This window comes from Paracoccus albus, assembly GCF_027913035.1.
GTDB lineage: Bacteria > Pseudomonadota > Alphaproteobacteria > Rhodobacterales > Rhodobacteraceae > Paracoccus > Paracoccus albus.
The window spans coordinates 47,548-63,889 of record NZ_CP115777.1 but is presented as its reverse complement, the minus strand read 5'-3'; the positions used below and the strand labels follow the sequence as shown (position 1 = coordinate 63,889).

The window sequence follows — 16,342 nt, the reverse complement described above, 5'->3', positions numbered from 1 at the left end:
CACCAAACAATCGGAAATCGCGGCCGTAGGCTGCGTCGATTGAGGCGATCGCAGCGGTTGCTCGGTGCGGCACATATGGTCCGTTTGCTTACCCCCAAGGGAGTGTCGCCATCGCGACACCGCTTCAGGCGCGCGCAGAGCGCCGTCAGAGGGCCATTCAGGACCAAGCCGCAGGGGTGATAGCCAAACCCCGCCAGCAGGCCCCACGCGCCCTCTCCGTGCGACCTAGCTCCGGCACCAACAACGGATCGCGCAGTACGGTTTACGGATGTTGCTTGTTGGATTTCGTATGTCGTATGTTGCAGCCACTTTTGCTCAGCGCCTGCCATTTTATATCGCATCACGCATCGCGCATAACGTTTGTTGCACCGCGCAGGTCGTTTGTAGCAGTTCGCAAATTGGAGCACGTATCCCGCATGCGGCATATTTCTTAACGTATTGCGTATCTAGGAGACTGTATCGCGTTTGCGGTACAGCGCTTGTCGCTTTTCGGTTATCGTGTTACGCATCAAGGACACCGCATCACGCAGAACGGATAGCGCATCATGGGCACAGGCAGACGAATCATCGCAGTCATGAACAAGAAAGGTGGCTGCGGAAAATCGACGCTCGTGCGCGGTCTTGCTTCTGTGGCCATCGACCGAGGCGAGCGTGTGACGATCTTCGACACTGACAGCAACCAGGGCATCGCTGAATGGATGAACGAAGCGCGCAGCCAGGGCTATTGGCATGACCGGATCAATGTGATCGGCACATTGAGCGCCGAGAAGGTGCTTGAGGACATTCAGTCACTATACGAAGGGCCGGACGAGAATCACCTGATCCTGATCGATACTTTCGGCGGTGGATCAGAAGCGCATGACGAAATGGCGATGACCGCGCATCTGATCGTCTCGCCCTGCCGCCTGTCATCGCAGGATGTGCGCGACACCACTTCAACCGGCATCTGGCATGAAAAACTGAAGACCCGCGTCGATGATCCCGATCATGTGCCGCCATTTCGTGTGGTCGGAAGCCATGTCGGCAAATCGATCAGCGAATCCGCGAAGACGCAGATCGCGATCATGTTCGAGACGCTGCCGACACTTGAAGATTTCGTGCTGGACCGGGCCTGCTACGAGCGCATGAACGACACCGGGCTTCTGGGCGTCATCCGTGACAAGCACCCGAACCGAAGCCTCGTGCAATCAATCGCACCAGGCCTGACCGAAATGGGCGAATTGCTCGATCAGTTTGATACCATCATCAAGGAGAACAGCTGATGGCTAAACTCAAGGATCGTGGCATGGTTCTCAAGCGCGATGACAGTTTTGCGGCTCGTCTCGATGTTGCAAAGCCAGTGGAAGCCCCGCGCCCGGCCGAAAAACCCGCGCCCAAGCCGCCAGCGAAGAAATCGGCGGAAGCATCAGCTCCGACACCGAAGCCAGCCGAAAAACCGAAGGAGCTGGCGCAGCGTACAGTGGTTTCCGCACCGATCACGGCATCTGAACCAAAATCAGCCCCTGATAGTTCAACAACTCAAGAGCCTCGCAAGACCACTGAGGACATGAAGGCGACGGTCGAAGCGGACAGGGGGCCGAATGTCAAGCTGCGCGTCACATTCCGTTGCCCGACCGACCTGGCCGAACGGGCAACAGCCTGTGCGGAAAAAGCCCGCTGTCCGGTCAGCGCGGTCTTCCGCAAGGCCATGGGCGAGTTGCGTCCGCAGCTGATTGAGCGGATCGAGGCGGGCATCGAATACACAGAAGTGCCAAGCGAGCGGATGACGGATGCCAGCCACCCGTTTGACACATCCATGATGATCAGCCAGGCCGCCTATGACCGGCTGGCGAAAGAGATCGATCCGGAGGCAATGACCGGCATCGAAGCCCCCATGTCACGATGGGCGCGGGCACAATTTCTGCCGCATTTCGACGCATGGTTATCATCCAAAGGTCACTAGTCGAACGAGGCGAAGTGGCCCCAGATGCCGTCTTGGCTGGCGATTGCGGTGCTAGTGTCGACAATAGATGCTTGTGAGGTCCGCGCGTCAGCGCGGCCCGCGGTGATCGGGTGACGCGCCGGGGGATCGACACGGGCGATGCCCGTGCTCACCCCCGTCGCGACGATCGTTCATATACATGAGTTGTCCGCCCAGCACCCCCGGTTCTGCCCGTCAAGGGGCGAGCGCCGCCTTCGGCGTCGTCTTCCAGGCGTGCCGTGTCCTCGCCGCAAGCGGCTGCGGGCCGCACCACCCCGCCTTCCAGACCCCTTGACCGACAGCCCCAAGGCCGCGGGCAGGGCTTCGCCCTCCCGCTTTGCCCGGAAAAACCTGAGGTTTTCCGGGCAAAGCGAAAGGCCGCGCCCATAGCGGACGGAGGGACGAAATGCACATGTCGGAGCGACTGATCAAAGTGCAGCAATTGGTGAAGGCAGTCTATGATGCTGATCCAACGGATGCGGTGGTGGTGATGGGCGTCATTCTGGAAGAATGGCGTGCCGGCGTTCCGCTGGTGGCCTTTGTCGATGATGAAGATGAGGCGGCGTCCTGGGCCGCGCTGGCGACATTCGATGAGCTGCGCGCCTATTTCATTGCCGCCGGTCGGCAGCTGGCGGAATATCCGCTCGGCCGAAAAGGCGCGTCGCGGCTGGCGAAAAGGATGCTCGCCGAACTGTCGCCAGAGGATCGCGTAGCGGCATTGTTGGAACTTCAGGACATTCAAACGTCTGGCACGGCCTGAACGGGGCAGGGCGGACGAGGACGCGGCAGACGCCGGCGCTGACCTGGCCACTTGGCGAGGCCGAAGGCGAGCCCGCCGCCCGAAGGCGGCGGTACTTGTCAGCCGATCTCTTCGAGAAGCTTCTCGCCAGTGAAAGGGTTCACCTCATAGATCAGGACCGAAAATCCGAACTTCTCGACACGGATGCGCGCGCGGCGTCTGGCCTCGGCCAGCGTCGCGCACTGGATCGGCAGATCTTCGGGATGGTCGCGTAATTCATAGAACATGGCTTTACCTCCGATGGGCCGCTCACGCGGCGGCCCTGTCTTCGGTGGCGTCGGTCTCAACAGTTGGCTTGGCTTTCAGCAGCCAATCTGCGGCCTTCTGTGCTTCTGATGCAGCTTTGAAGATCAGGCGCTTGTCGTCGGCCAATGCGCGCAACCAACTTTTCAGATAAGCGGCTGACTGGTCGAAATCGGGCGTGAGGCCAAGGCTCGCGCAAACCATGCAATTTCCGATCTCGGCAATCAGTTCTTCGAACGCATAAGCTTTCCGGTCATTGAAGCGGCCAAAGCGATCAAGCCGCGACTTATGGCCGGTCCAGTGCGTCGCCTCATGGGCAAGGGTCGCATAATATCCGCTTGCGCTGTGGAACGTCGCGACGGGCGGCATGTGGATGTAATCCTCGCCGGGGACGTAATAGGCGCGTGGCTCGTCACTGTGGCGAATATCGGCACCCGTCCCGGCAAAGAATGCGTCAAGCTCGGCATCGGCTTCGGTGCCAAGGTCGCGGGCAGGATCGGCAGGCTTCGCCTGAAAATCCGCCGGCAATCCGTCGATCTGCTCGGCGTTGAAAACACGATAGGCTTTCAGATATGGAACGCGCTTGTCTGCGCCGGTGTCCTCGTCCTTGCGATCAACCGTGCCATATTTCACAACGGTTGATGATTTCTCGCCCTTGCGGACCTGCCCGCCTGCCTCCTGCGCTTGGCGATAGGTGAACCAATAGGCGCTGCGATAGCCGTTTTCCTCGGCGGCCAGCCAGAGCATCAGCACATTGATGCCGCGATAATATTCGCCATTGGCGCGGCGCGGAAAAGGTGCGCCGCCCGCTTCTCCGGTCCATGGTTTGCGCCATGCGGGCGTACCTGCCTCAATGCTGCGGATGATCTGGTCGGTGATGGTCTGGTAAAGATCGAAAGTTGCCATTTGTGGCCTCCTTTTTTCGCGACGATCCCGCCTTGGTCTTTTGCCTCGGTCGGGGTGCCCATAATGGGCGAAGGTTTCAGGCGAGAAGCGCGCAGCGCGCCCTCTCCTGAAGCCTTGCCAGGTGGCGAACCGGGCCGGTGAATTTCCAAAGGCGGCGCAGCCGGGACCGGAGCCACGCGCAGCTGCACGGAACCGAAGCCGCAGGCGAAGGTGGAGGAAGCGAGCATGGCGAGGACCCACCCTTTGGAAAGAGGGCCGGAACAGGCCCTCAATCCAGGACGCGGCGCGCGCCAGCGTGACGTGGCCCAGGCAAAGCCGGGGCGTTCGGCCTCCGGACGAATCCTCCGGCCGACGGCAGCCCGCGCATAGGCGCGGGCTACCAGATCCTGATCGGCAGTAGTTGCAGGGCGATGCGATCGCCATTGGCGCCCGCGCCAGTGACCGTCACCCGAATGGGCCGAGACGGGCAGGGCAGGGCGACCAGGACCGGCGCGCGAGGATCTGGCTCGGGACGAGACAGACCGCAGAAGCCGCAGCCGGTCGCATCTCCCTGAATGGCTCGGATCGAGGGCGCGCAGCGGCCGAGATTAGGGCACGGTTCCCGGACGAAGGAGGGGGAGGCGCAGAAAGGAGTTTTCCGGCAGGCACATCAGAACCCGCAAAACGCTATCCACAATACGGTAACCGACAAGCAGAAAGAAAAGGGGCTGTCTGCCCCTCGCCGCATATGCGGCTCACCCCGAGGATATTTGAAGTAGGTGATGGGCGAAGGGACGGCAAAGCCGCCCTAGAGGGCGGCGATGCGATCGGGGCGGAAGCCGGACCAGTGGTCGGCACCTGAAATCACCACGGGGGCCTGCCGATAGCCCAGGCTTTCAACGAAGCGCAGCGCGTCGTCGTCTTCGGTCAGGTCAACAACCGTATAGGCGACGCCTTTTGCGTCGAGGCTGCGGGTGGTGGCGGTGCATTGCACGCAGGCGGGCTTGGAATAGACGGTGATGCTCATGGCTGTTCTCCTTTGCTTCTGTGAACCTGTTTTGGGTCGAAGCATCAGGGTGGTGGTCAACAGCTAATTTGCCTCGCGAGGAATGGCCATAGGCCAGGGGAAATTAGCTGTTGAAGGGGTGAATCATGCCAAGGGCATGATGCGCACCGCCCACCAGCCGCTTCGGCCAGGGTCACAGTTGGGAAGCAAAGGAGAACAGCCATGTGACGCCGGATCCAGCTGCGACGGCAATGCACCGCCACCGCCCGGCAAAGCGCGCGGCCGTTCGCTGTTGACCTGACCGAAGACGACGACATGCCACGGAAAGCGGCGGTCGGCGGGTGGTGATTTCAGGTGCCGGGCACTGTCTGCGAGCAAGGTCAGTCGGACCCGACCATTGGCATACATGATCCTCCTAGCCAGGAGCCTCCGTCAGCTATGCACTCGTCATAACCCGTGCTGGTGGCTCCATGGCCCTGATCATCTGTCAAAAGCCAGTCGGCCAACGGAATACACATCATCACCAGCCCGATAACTGCAATGTACTTTGGAGCCTTTGTTTTGTCAGGGCTTTTCCAGGTGAGCCACAAACCAAGCAGCGCAACCGCTGTGCCAACGAGAAATACGAAAATCATCATGAAACGCCTCCAAAGAAAAATGCCCCGCCGAAGCGGGGCTAAAGTGCCTTTTCGCGAAAAAAGGTTAGGGAACGGTATCACTTTGTCAGGGTGAGGACCACCGTATTGATGCGCACGCCGACACTGGCGAAGCTCTCGGCCGGCAGGTCTCGCCAGAGACCGCGCCGCCAGCCGCGCGGGGCATGGCTCTCGGCCCATGCCCGAAAGCGTTCGTGCTTTGCGGTGCTGCCGACCTCGGCAGAGGCGGGCAGGATCGCGCGCAGCTCGCCGCCCGGCTTCAGGAAGTCGAAGGCATGCCTCAGATGATTCATGAAATGTGTCCCGGCGAACGGCGGGTTCATGACGACATAATCATAGACCGGCCGGGCGGGCAGCTTCAGGAAGTTCGCGCATTTCACGCTCAGGGCGGGGTGGGCGATGCCGCGCAGAGCCTCGGTCCGGTCGGGATGGACCTCGATCGCGTCGACGTTCGCGCCCTGCGCCAGCAGGGGGCGGACGAGCGCGCCGACGCCGGCGCTTGGTTCCAGGATCCGCGCGCCCGGTTCGATCCGCAGCCCGTCAAGCAGGTAGTCGACGACTTCGGCCGGGGTCGGATAGAAGGCCAGATCCTTTGCAAGCGCGGTGCCCGGCCAGAAATCGGCGGGCTGCGCCTCGGCGCCGGCGGCGTCGGGCAGCACCTCGCCGTAATAATCGGCCAGCACGCGGTTCACCTTCCGCAACAGGGTTTCATCCTTGATCCAGAGATGCAGGTTTCCATTCTTGAAGGTGCGGGCGAGGAAATATTCGCTTTCGACCTCGCCCTGCCGTGCGCCGTAGCGGCCGCGTCGGCTAACCTCGATGGCGTGCTCAAGCGCGCCATAGGTCCGGTTGCCGGCAAGCTGCGAAAACACCCGCTCAACGTCGGCCAAGGTGCGGCGCATCTGTTCGCCATGTCCAGAATAGGACCAGTACCCCCCTTCGCTGAACACCCATTCGAAGATCATGCGCTTGTTGATCTTGAAGGCGTCGTGGCTCTTGAAGGCGGGCGACAGTGACGCGAAGGCGCGCGCCACGCCGCGCTGAAAGATCAGGTTGGCCTCGCCGGTCAGGCGGGCGAGGGTGGCCCGGATCGTCTCGAATGTCGGTTCCGGCATGTCGTTTGCGGCCATCTGCTTGTCGAGCTGGTCGCGTTCGGTGCGGTCCATGATTTCCTTGAGGCGGGTTTCCTCGACGATGCGGCGCCAGATTGCGGCATCCAGGGTGCGCTTGTAGGTGGCGAAGGTCTTTTCGGTGTCGAAATCGGGATAGAGGGATTTTTCGACGGTCTGGTTGTCGTCGTAGTGCAGGTAAGAGGCGTGACCGGCGGTCGCGCCCTTGGCGGTCTCGGCCGCGCCGCGCGCGAGGGCGTAGCCCTTCGCAATAGCGGCAATAGCCTCTTCCATCTCGGACAGCGCGCGTTCGCGCATCATGCAAATGGCCTCGATGTTGAGGGGCGCGACAAGCGCCCCTGCATTGAAGGACAGCGGGGCGTTCATTTCTGATCCTCCCCGTTGGTGGCATCCAGCAGCAGTTCGCGCAGCTCGGCCAGCGGATGATTTTCGAAATCGTCATCGCGGAAATCCTCGGGGCCATCATATCCGGGGATCTCGTCATGGATGCGCTCGGCCAGTCGGTCGGCCAGCCCCGCGACAGTCCCGCCGGTACTGCGCCAGTCGCAATCGACATAGTGGACGGGTGCGCCGGTCGCGACCTCAAGCGCCAGCAGGGCGCGGCCAGCCTCGCCGTCCTGGGCATCATGGACAAGCTGCCAGCCTTGGCCGGTGTCGCCATAGATCGACCAGAAGGCGCGTTCCGCAGGGGGGCAAACCTCGATGGCCTCATCATAGTGGTTGCCGCGCTCGATCCGCACGGGCGAAACACAGAAGCGCCGGAAGCTGGCGGGGCTATCCCCCGCCGAAAGTCCGTTGAAGGAAATGGGGCTCATGCGATGGCCTCCTTGCTGGCTTGGAAATCCTCCAGCATGACGCCGAGGTCATGCGGGGTTGGCAGATCGCCATAGAAAATTGCGGTTCCGATATAATCGGGGCTTGAAAACGTGCGGCTCCGCATCGGCGTGTCATGGTCGGCATATGCGCGACAGCGGGTTGTCGCTGCGGTATCGGGGCGGCGAAGGAAATAGACGTGCCACTTCGCCAGCCCTTCGGGGTTGGTTTCTGCGTCCCGCTTGAGCATGGTCGCCGCGAGACGTTCCACCTCGAACGAACGGGCGCTATCGCGGATGGAAGGGTGGCAATCGGGCGCGCCCCATGCACCGCCTTCCTGAATGGCGAATTTGTTGCCGGGAAAGCGTTCGGCCAGCAGGCGGGCATAGATCTGGGCCGCGCGTGCGCTGACCACAGTGATTACGAAAGCGCCGGGCTGATGATCGGATTGAAGGACGGAATAGGGGATCATCACATATCCCCGCCGTTGATGCGCTCGCAAAGCGCGTCGATCTCATCCAGCGATAGCGGGTCAATGTCGCCGCCATTGGTCATGATCTCGGTGATCGGCGCCGGCACCCGGTTGGAACCTTGAAGCAACCGCAGGCCAGCGAGGATGGCCGAGATCTCGGCCAGGTCAAAGCTGGCGGTGATGGGCTTGTCGAAAGCGGCCATGTTCATGCCCCCACGCGGTCGATTTCGCGGACGGCCCAGGTATCGGCATATTGAATAACCGGGGTCAGGCCGAAGGCATTGGGGCCGACAATCGGGCCGATCCAGCCGCTGAGCTTCGGCAGTCCCTGCAATTCCTTGCTGGCGAGGGGATCATCGACATAGCCGGTGATTTCGGCGTCATTGGCCGCGATCCAGCTTTCCAGATCATCGCAGGCATCGCGGCAGATGCCGAAATCGTCGGTCATGGCGTAAAATTCAAAGAGAACCATTCTAATCTCCTTTTTTCGCGACGTTCCCGCCTTGGTCTTTTGCCTCGGTCGGGGTGCCCATAATGGGCGAAGGTTTCAGGCGAGAAGCGCGCAGCGCGCCCTCTCCTGAAGCCTTGCCAGGTGGCGAACCGGGCCGGTGAATTTCCAAGGGCGGCGAAGCCGGGACCGGAGCCACGCGCAGCTGCACGGAACCGAAGCCGCCAGGCGCAGGTGGAGGAAGCGAGCATGGCGAGGACCCACCCCTTGGAAAGAGGGCCGGAACAGGCCCTTTATCCAGGACGCGGCGCGCGTCAGCGTGACGTGGCCCACGCATAGCCGGGGCGTTCGGCCTCTGGCCGAATCCCCCGGCCGACAGCAGCCCGCGCATCAGCGCGGGCTTCCGACCTGGGCTCGTGAAACGGTCCAGGGGCGGCTTGCGCCGCCCCTTTGCCTGCCCTTATTCCTGCTCGTCTTTTTCCCGACGCGGGAAGGCCACCATGTCGACATTCGGGAACATGTTGTGACGAACGCTGATGGAGGTGATTTCCCCGGCCTCGTTGGTGTTCACGAAGACCACGCCGCAGCGATCCCAGAAGGTCGTGCCGTCTTTTTCGCCGGCTTTGACTTTGAGGGTGAAGTTTTGAGAAGCCATCTTGAAGTTCCTTTCCATGGGTTTTTCGATGAAAACGACAGAGTGGGTAGGGAAAGGGGCTGTCAGCGGCTAATTTCTTTCGCGATGTGAACACTGCGCAAAACTGCCTTTTGCGTCACGAAACTACCTCGTGCGTGTGTTTCCGACATTTCCCGTTCGTGCCCTTCTGATCCGCCGAGTGGCGAAGCCATCCGTGCTTTTCACTTTGGATGACCTCATGTCATCCGAAGGGCAAAGCAGGGTGGGCGCAGCCCGACCTGCGGCCGGACGGTGATCTGACACACGGGGCCGGAGCGGTGAAATTGGGAGGGGCCCGCGCCCTGGCGCGGGAGGAACCGGATTTCTCCGTGGAGGCTGACGCGCAGCGGCACCAGAGCCCGTGTTCAGAGCGCCGGCCGGATGGCAGGCGGACCTAGCAAACGGAAAGGTGTCGGACGTGCCAGAGCGGAGCGGAGGCGCGGCTGTCCTTCCGATCAGCGATCGCGGCCATAACCGCGATCACCGCGTCCGCTTCCAAGGATTTTAGGTAGAGTGCAGCATAAGCATCGATGTGCATTATCATGATTATGTCATCCACCTGAAAAGTAGTCGTCATATTGCGCGCCTAGTGATCGACCCATCCTATCGCGACCGCAGAACGATTAGAAAGATGCATCATCATGTTGGCTTTGAACAGGGTTGCCGTGACCTATGGGAATGGCACACAAGCTCTAAAACCGACCTCGCTGAAGCTCGCGCAGGGGCAGTTTGTCGTCCTTTTGGGCCGCTCTGGCGCGGGTAAATCCACACTCATCCGCACCCTTAACGGCTTAGTTGCTCCTACGTCCGGTTCGATTATCGCTGATGGCGTTGGATCTCTGGACGGAGAGCGGGCGCTCCGAGTGCACCGCAGGCGCACCGGGATGATTTTCCAGCAGCACCAGCTCATCGGGCGCTTGAGCGCGCTTGATAATGTGATGACCGGTCGCTTGGGCTATCACTCATCCTTTCGAACCCTCTTTCCTCTTCCGCGTTCTGACCGGCAACTTGGGCTGGAATGTCTTGCTCGGGTTGGCTTGCTCGACAAAGCCTTGGTGAGGGCTGACCAGTTGTCGGGCGGCCAACAGCAACGTGTCGGCATCGCCCGTGCTCTGGTTCAGCAGCCCCGATTGATACTGGCTGACGAACCTGTGGCCAGCCTCGATCCGGAAACAGCCGTCGAAGTCCTTTCGCAACTCCGCCACATTTGCACGACGGATGGCATAACGGCTGTCATCAGCCTGCACCAGATCGACTTGGCGAGGCGCTTTGGTGATCGGGTCATCGCCATGCGTGATGGCTCTGTAGTCGCAGATGCGTCCGTTGATGAACTGACAGATCAGATGTGCGCCTCGATCTACCGCAGCGAAGCTTCAGGCCGGAGTTCGCAGCAAGCGCATCACCATTCATCCCACTCCCAACCACAACCTGTTGCTGCCATGGAGGCCGCCCTATGAAGAAGTTGCTCCCCGTTGTCGTTCTCGCTGCTCTCGGCTGCGGCTCCGCAGTGCATGCGGAGGCAAATCCAGAAACTCTGCGCGTGGCGCTGTTGCCCGACGAGAACGCCGCCACAGTGATCAAAAACAATCGTCCGCTGGAAGAGTATCTTGAAGAAACTCTTGACCGCGACATCGAGCTGATCGTGACCACCGACTACTCCTCGATGATCGAGGCGATGCGGTTCGGTCGGCTTGAACTCGCATATTTCGGTCCGCTTTCCTACACGTTGGCCAAGACGAAGGCCGAGATCGAACCCTTTGCGGCACTGATGAAAGACGGCGAGACAACTTACCGCGCCGTTGTCATCGGCAACGCTGAAGCCGGCATTGAGACTATTGCGGATGCTGCCGGCCACGATGTGGCATGGGGTGACGTGGCATCTACTTCCAGCCACCTGATCCCGAAATCCATGCTGCTTAAAGCGGGTCTAGAAGCAGAGACGGATTACAGTGAGAACTACGTCGGCTCCCATGATGCCGTGGCGCTGGCGGTGCAAAACGGCAATGCCCAGGTTGGTGGTCTTTCGCTGCCCATCTTCAACGCTATGGTTGCTCGCGGCACGATCGACCCCGCGAAAGTTGTTGCGCTCGAAGAGTCCGATCCGTTTCCGCAGTATCCTTGGACGATGCGCTCTGACCTCGATCCGAACCTGAAGCAAGCCATCACCGACGCGTTCATCAACCTGAACGATGAGGAAGTGCTGGCGACGTTCAAGGCAGATGGTTTCGCGCCGATCAACGACAAGGCTTACGATGTCGTGCGGGATCTCGGTAAGATGCTGAACCTCGACCTCAGCAAATAAGACATATCAACCGCCATTCATTGCGGGCGCAGGCGAAGTCTGCGCCTCACTTTTCAGGAGCACGTCAATGACAGCGCTTTCCCAAAGTTTCGACAGCATCCTTCAGCGCCAAAGTAGAGCTTGGAAGCGCGCTGCCGTGATCGCGGTGATCATCGCTGGCGTCATCATTGTCAGCAGCTACCACTCCGGCTTGCTTGATCTGGAGCGGCTTGGTTCCGGCCTTCCTTCGCTTTGGCAGTTGGGAAGTGAAATGGTTCCGCCCGATTTCAGCCGTGGGATGGAGTGGATCGGCCCCTTGGTTGATACTCTTGCCATGAGCATCGCCGGGACGGCAATCGCGGTTCTGATTTCGCTTCCCGTTGGCTTTTGCGCTTCGCGAAAAACAGCGCCAAACCGCGTTATCTACATGATCGCCCGCGGCCTGCTGAACGGCCTGCGCTCGATCCCTGAGTTGATCATGGGTATCGTTTTCGTTGCAGCGGTAGGCTTCGGGGCTCTGCCCGGCGTTCTTGCTCTAGGCCTTCACTCCGTTGGCATGGTCGGAAAGTTCTTTGCAGAAGCCATCGAGCATTGTGACAATGCGCCAATCGAGGCGGCGCGGGCCGCCGGTGCTTCACCCTTCCAGATCGTCACGCGCGCAATCCTGCCGCAAGTCCTGCCTCAACTGGCCGATGTCACGATCTACCGTTGGGAGTATAACTTCCGCGCCTCCACCATCCTTGGCACGGTCGGAGCCGGCGGCATCGGCTTTGAGCTGATGACCTCTCTTCGGATTATGAATTATCAGGAGGTTCTTGCCATCATGCTGGTCGTTCTTCTGATGGTCACCGTGGTCGATCAGGTCGGCGCTCTTCTTCGCCGCCAACTTCAATAAAACAACAACAGGGAGCGCGACATGTTGCCCAAGATCGTTATCACGCACAAAGTCCATGACGAGATCCTGACCAAGCTGGCGCCTTATGCCCGCGTCAGCGTCAACGAGTCGGACGATACTTGGGCGCATGACAGGCTTTTGGCAGAACTCAGTGATGCGACTGCGATGATGGCTTTCATGCCGGATCGGATCGACGCTACGGTTCTGAGCCACGCTCCTAGCCTGCGGCTTGTAGCTTGCGCGTTGAAGGGTTTCGACAACTTTGATGTTGCTGCCTGCACGGCACGAGGGGTCCATGTCTCCATCGTGTCCGATCTTCTGACTGATCCGACCGCAGAACTGACCATCGGCTTGATGATTGGCTTGGGGCGGCACATCCTGCCGGGGGATGAAGCTGTCAGAATTGGCTACAAGGGGTGGAGACCGCGTTTCTACGGCGTGGGCCTGAAGGGCGCAGCGGTTGGCATCTTAGGCATGGGAGCGATCGGCAAGTCCATTGCTGAACGGCTCACGGGCTTTGGAACGCAAGTGAGCTATTGGGACAGGCGCGAGCTCGGTTCTGATGATGAAGAAAGGCTCAAGGTTACGTTCACGGATTTCGAACGGCTTCTTTCCACTTCGGATTTCGTAGTGTGTGCCCTTCCGCTCGCCAACGACACGCAGCATCTGCTCGGCGCACTGGAAGTTGCGAAGATGCGGAAGGGGACGCTTCTGATCAATCCATCACGTGGGAGCGTTGTGGACGAAGGGGCCGTGGTGGCTGCGCTGGAGGCGGGACATCTGGCGGGTTACGCCGCAGATGTCTACGAGATGGAGGACTGGGCGCGGCCGGATCGACCTGAAGCTGTCCATCCTGGCTTGGTGCAGCGTCGCACGGACACCTTGCTGACACCCCATATCGGCTCGGCGGTTACCAAGACTCGCCTTGCGATCGAGCATGAGGCGGCTGACAACATCATTGATCTTCTTGAAGGCCGCAGACCGCGAGCCGCTATCAATGAGCCCGCGTCTGTTCTCTAACAAGGTATCCTGCATGTATCATCTGTCTCATGTCGCTGCCTTCGTTGAAGTCATCGAGACGGGAAATTTTCGTGCGGCATCGCGACGGCTGCAAATCTCGCAGCCTACGGTTTCGAACAGCGTCAGGCGCCTTGAGGATATCCTAGGGGTGCAACTGGTAGATAGAGGGAACGATCGCTGTGTTCCGACGCGGCACGGAGCCATATTCTTGCCATTTGCCAAGAGCCTGCTGACGGTTTCTGCACGTGCCTTTGACCGCTTGCACATGGAACAAATTCAACTGGGTGCGAGCAGCAACATCGGTATCTACCTCATGCCGGAGCATCTGAAGCGCCTGCATGGTGCCAAAGGGCGCTCTGCCAACTTGGTAATCGCCTCCAACCTGGAGATCTTAGAAAAACTCCAGAGAAAGGAAGTTGATCTTGCTTTCATGGAGTGGTGGGACGGCCGGAATGGATACGAGGCCAGCCTGTGGCGCACCGAGAAGCTCATTTTGATTGTTTCCCCGGATCACCGGTGGGCAAGCAAGGGTTCGATAGACTCGTCTGAACTTTTCACGGAGTCGCTGATCGGAGGCGAGCGTGGAACCGGGACGGGCACTATTCTCCGCCGTGCCTTCGGTCAAAAAGCAGATCAGCTATCGATCAGCCACACAACCGGAAGCACTGAAGGGGTGAAGCGTGCGGTCAGAGCGAGACTAGGCGTATCGTTGGTGATGAAAAGCACGGTTCTCGATGAACTGGCTTCGGGTCAACTTTGTGAAGTTTCTATCAAGGGCGTAGATTTGGAGAAGCCAATTTGGGCCGTCCATCCTGTAAAGATGGAGGACGGTTCCCCGGAAGCCGAGACGCTTAGCATCCTCCTCAATGCCAAGACGGTGCCTGTTCTATGTCAGCAGGCTGCACGACCAGCCGAAGCAGCTAACTGAAAGACAGACATGGGGCTTCGAAAGAGATGTATGAACCGCAGCCGAACAGCGGCCGCGACCTTGTAGCGGCAAGATTGCGTGGCAGATGAAGCAAGAATGCCTGACACGTTGTCGGTGCTTTTCGAAGTTCATGCACCGTGGCGCGGCAAATCATCTTGCGAATCTACACGCGAGGAATGGCCGCAGGCCAGGGGAAATTAGTCGTTGAAGGCACATGCCGCATGGCAGCATGTGCCGGTCTGCCCCGACTGCCTGCTAGGTTTCATCAGATAGAAAAACCACATGAACGGAACGCATGGCTTCGGGACCGTCATCCCTGTCAATCGTACGAAAAAGACGGCAGGAACTGGCGGTTGTGCAGGCGCATCGCTCGATCCAACGAGGCCGGGGAAATCACCAGGCGCAGGCAACAGTCGCATCTTCCCGAATGACGGCATGGCCCGGCGGCGGGATGACGATCTGGAGGGCAGGCAGGGCAGCGACTGCAGACTCTGGCGCCGCTTCGTGCCCCCGCCCGCGCCAGTGACCGTCACCCGAATGGGCCGAGACGGGCAGGGCAGGGCGACCAGGACCGGCGCGCGAGGATCTGGCTCGGGACGAGACAGACCGCAGAAGCCGCAGCCGGTCGCATCGCCCTGAACGGCTCGGGGCGCAGGCCGGCTTGCCGGACAAGCCTAGGGCACGGTCCCCGGACAGAGGACGGGGAGGCGCATCGGAATTTCACCGGACTTTTGTATGAATTTTACAGCATCGGCATTCTTTGCTTGACCTGCGCCTTCATGGCGGGCGGATGTTCTAATGTGACGACTTGTGCCGATTTTCACCTGATCTGGCCGGCCAGCAACTGGCGGCCCAAAAAGCTGGAGGTTGCAATCGCATTCCTGCGCAAGAACCTGATGGCCGCGCATCAATATACAGACAAAGGTTAGAAGCCAGATCCATCACAAGTCGTCACATTAGAGCGGATCGCCGAGACGCTCGACGATCTCGGCGTCGAGCAGGCCTATGGCCGCATCCGGCGCGGCACCAACCTGACGGTGATCCACGGTGGCAAGGCGGAGAAGGAAAGCGGTGCGGCTGCCGGGAAGGATGGCGAGGATGGATCGAAGGACGCTGGATCGCAGGCTGGCCAGGTCGAGAACGTGCCGGCGAGTGGCAACAAGTAGCTTTGCGAATAATTTTCGCTAGACGTCCTCGACGACCGATATCACGCATGCCTGGGAGCCTTGGCTGCGGGCATGGTCAATAGTCTTCCTCTGACGTGGCCTGAGGCGATCGTTCGGTGCCTTGACCTCGGCGATCGCAAGGCCTTTGGCGTTCCACAACTTCAGATCGAGTGCTGATCCGGTATCGCTGTCCCAGATCCCTTGTCGGTAAGCCTCCGCGAAATCAATGGCTGACGATGCAACTTGCCGCACCTCGGAGGGCAGATGGCTGGCGAAAGCCCTGGCTTGGGCGATCAGGTCGCGCTCACCGAATTCGTAGTCACGAACAGCCCATTCCAATCGGGGAAATTCGCCCGTGCTTCTCGCTTCGGGATAATTATCGCCAATTTTCGGCCATCTCAAATGATCGAGGCTGTAGTCGAGTTCACCAAGCGTCTTCTGTGCCGCCAGTTTCTCCTTTGTATAATTGCTTTCGACGATCTCGCGGATTTTATCCATGCCTACCGCATGCAGAAAGGAGATGAGGTGATCCGGCTGTTGATTATTCGTCGAATAATAGGCGCGCTTCCACTTCTTTCCGGCGCAGACGACGCGCAGCCGCTCCTCCATTTCAGCCAGCGTGATCGACCTCATGAAGCGCATCGTCTTGTCGTATGAATAGCGATGCTGGCGAAACAAGCCGTCCGTGCCGCGGAAATAGACGAAGCTCGGGGTGAAGGCCGGGTTCATCTTGTTCGATACCTTTCCCGGCCAGCCGGCCAGGGCGATGATCAGCCCATAATAATCTTCCCGACCGGTGAAAAACCCGTCCCATCCGTGATCGCGCAGGTAATGGAGCACTGCGATCTCGACGACATCTGGATCGCTGCCCTTCCAGGACCAGAGCTTCTTGCCATTTCGCTTCAGCGCAATGGTCCTGTCTTCGCTCAAATCGATCGCCATTGGCTTGTCCTCGCATGCAGGCACT

General features: G+C 59.9%; 20 protein-coding genes. 9 read left to right on the top strand and 11 right to left on the bottom strand.

The window, feature by feature from the left end; translation table 11 throughout:
- The first annotated feature begins 545 nt into the window (after positions 1-545).
- From PAF20_RS17995 to PAF20_RS17985, 3 genes are all read left to right on the top strand, one after another.
- Positions 546-1,262, top strand: a complete 717-nt coding sequence (locus PAF20_RS17995) for a nucleotide-binding protein (protein ID WP_271073550.1) — start codon at positions 546-548, stop codon at positions 1,260-1,262.
- Positions 1,262-1,942 carry a hypothetical protein gene (locus PAF20_RS17990; RefSeq protein ID WP_271073549.1) on the top strand — a complete coding sequence of 227 codons (681 nt, stop codon included), beginning with the start codon at positions 1,262-1,264 and terminating at the stop codon, positions 1,940-1,942. Before PAF20_RS17995 ends, PAF20_RS17990 begins: the two co-directional genes overlap by 1 nt.
- Positions 1,943-2,372: 430 nt before the next feature.
- A complete protein-coding gene (locus tag PAF20_RS17985) occupies positions 2,373-2,720 on the top strand; it encodes a hypothetical protein (protein ID WP_271073548.1) in 348 nt (115 codons plus the stop codon).
- A gap of 98 nt (positions 2,721-2,818) precedes the next feature.
- On the opposite strand, the gene PAF20_RS17980 is transcribed toward PAF20_RS17985, so the two are convergent.
- From PAF20_RS17980 to PAF20_RS17935, 10 genes are all read right to left on the bottom strand, one after another.
- Positions 2,819-2,986 (bottom strand): hypothetical protein, encoded by a 168-nt coding sequence (locus PAF20_RS17980; protein WP_271073547.1) that lies wholly within the window; start codon positions 2,984-2,986, stop codon positions 2,819-2,821.
- Positions 2,987-3,008: 22 nt separating this feature from the next.
- The gene (locus PAF20_RS17975) at positions 3,009-3,908 is read right to left on the bottom strand and encodes an ArdC family protein (RefSeq protein WP_271073546.1); all 900 of its coding nucleotides are present in this window, start codon (positions 3,906-3,908) and stop codon (positions 3,009-3,011) included.
- A gap of 787 nt (positions 3,909-4,695) precedes the next feature.
- Complete coding sequence (nrdH, locus tag PAF20_RS17970; RefSeq protein WP_090525206.1) at positions 4,696-4,914, bottom strand: glutaredoxin-like protein NrdH; 219 nt, start codon at positions 4,912-4,914, stop codon at positions 4,696-4,698.
- A gap of 359 nt (positions 4,915-5,273) precedes the next feature.
- A complete protein-coding gene (locus PAF20_RS17965) occupies positions 5,274-5,531 on the bottom strand; it encodes a hypothetical protein (RefSeq protein ID WP_271073545.1) in 258 nt (85 codons plus the stop codon).
- Positions 5,532-5,608: 77 nt separating this feature from the next.
- Positions 5,609-7,045: a DUF4942 domain-containing protein gene (locus tag PAF20_RS17960; protein WP_271073544.1), complete on the bottom strand. Its 1,437-nt coding sequence runs from the start codon at positions 7,043-7,045 to the stop codon at positions 5,609-5,611.
- The gene (locus PAF20_RS17955) at positions 7,042-7,494 is read right to left on the bottom strand and encodes a hypothetical protein (RefSeq protein ID WP_271073543.1); all 453 of its coding nucleotides are present in this window, start codon (positions 7,492-7,494) and stop codon (positions 7,042-7,044) included. The genes PAF20_RS17960 and PAF20_RS17955 overlap by 4 nt, the downstream gene beginning before the upstream one ends.
- Positions 7,491-7,964, bottom strand: a complete 474-nt coding sequence (locus PAF20_RS17950; RefSeq protein WP_147101481.1) for a hypothetical protein — start codon at positions 7,962-7,964, stop codon at positions 7,491-7,493. Before PAF20_RS17950 ends, PAF20_RS17955 begins: the two co-directional genes overlap by 4 nt.
- A complete protein-coding gene (locus PAF20_RS17945; protein ID WP_271073621.1) occupies positions 7,964-8,167 on the bottom strand; it encodes a hypothetical protein in 204 nt (67 codons plus the stop codon). Before PAF20_RS17945 ends, PAF20_RS17950 begins: the two co-directional genes overlap by 1 nt.
- A gap of 2 nt (positions 8,168-8,169) precedes the next feature.
- Positions 8,170-8,436 (bottom strand): hypothetical protein, encoded by a 267-nt coding sequence (locus PAF20_RS17940; protein ID WP_271073620.1) that lies wholly within the window; start codon positions 8,434-8,436, stop codon positions 8,170-8,172.
- A gap of 436 nt (positions 8,437-8,872) precedes the next feature.
- Positions 8,873-9,067 carry a hypothetical protein gene (locus PAF20_RS17935; protein ID WP_143025697.1) on the bottom strand — a complete coding sequence of 65 codons (195 nt, stop codon included), beginning with the start codon at positions 9,065-9,067 and terminating at the stop codon, positions 8,873-8,875.
- 659 nt (positions 9,068-9,726) lie between these two features.
- On the opposite strand from PAF20_RS17935, the gene phnC reads away from it, so the two are divergent.
- The 6 genes from phnC (at position 9,727) to PAF20_RS17905 (ending at position 15,138) form a co-directional block, all read left to right on the top strand.
- Positions 9,727-10,542, top strand: a complete 816-nt coding sequence (phnC, locus tag PAF20_RS17930) for a phosphonate ABC transporter ATP-binding protein (protein WP_081969499.1) — start codon at positions 9,727-9,729, stop codon at positions 10,540-10,542.
- On the top strand, positions 10,539-11,387 hold the full coding sequence (gene phnD / locus PAF20_RS17925; protein ID WP_036744161.1) for a phosphate/phosphite/phosphonate ABC transporter substrate-binding protein: 849 nt from the start codon (positions 10,539-10,541) through the stop codon (positions 11,385-11,387). Before phnC ends, phnD begins: the two co-directional genes overlap by 4 nt.
- Before the next feature lie 67 nt (positions 11,388-11,454).
- Positions 11,455-12,261 (top strand): phosphonate ABC transporter, permease protein PhnE, encoded by an 807-nt coding sequence (gene phnE, locus PAF20_RS17920; RefSeq protein WP_036744163.1) that lies wholly within the window; start codon positions 11,455-11,457, stop codon positions 12,259-12,261.
- A gap of 21 nt (positions 12,262-12,282) precedes the next feature.
- Positions 12,283-13,281, top strand: coding sequence for a phosphonate dehydrogenase (locus PAF20_RS17915; RefSeq protein ID WP_036744164.1), 999 nt, complete (start codon positions 12,283-12,285; stop codon positions 13,279-13,281).
- A 13-nt stretch (positions 13,282-13,294) separates the two neighbouring features.
- Positions 13,295-14,209: a LysR family transcriptional regulator gene (locus tag PAF20_RS17910; protein ID WP_052081787.1), complete on the top strand. Its 915-nt coding sequence runs from the start codon at positions 13,295-13,297 to the stop codon at positions 14,207-14,209.
- A gap of 800 nt (positions 14,210-15,009) precedes the next feature.
- The gene (locus PAF20_RS17905; protein WP_271073619.1) at positions 15,010-15,138 is read left to right on the top strand and encodes a hypothetical protein; all 129 of its coding nucleotides are present in this window, start codon (positions 15,010-15,012) and stop codon (positions 15,136-15,138) included.
- Positions 15,139-15,393: 255 nt separating this feature from the next.
- Here the strand turns inward: PAF20_RS17905 and PAF20_RS17900 are convergent, their stop codons facing one another.
- A complete protein-coding gene (locus tag PAF20_RS17900; protein WP_271073618.1) occupies positions 15,394-16,317 on the bottom strand; it encodes a VRR-NUC domain-containing protein in 924 nt (307 codons plus the stop codon).
- Between the last annotated feature and the right edge of the window lie 25 nt (positions 16,318-16,342).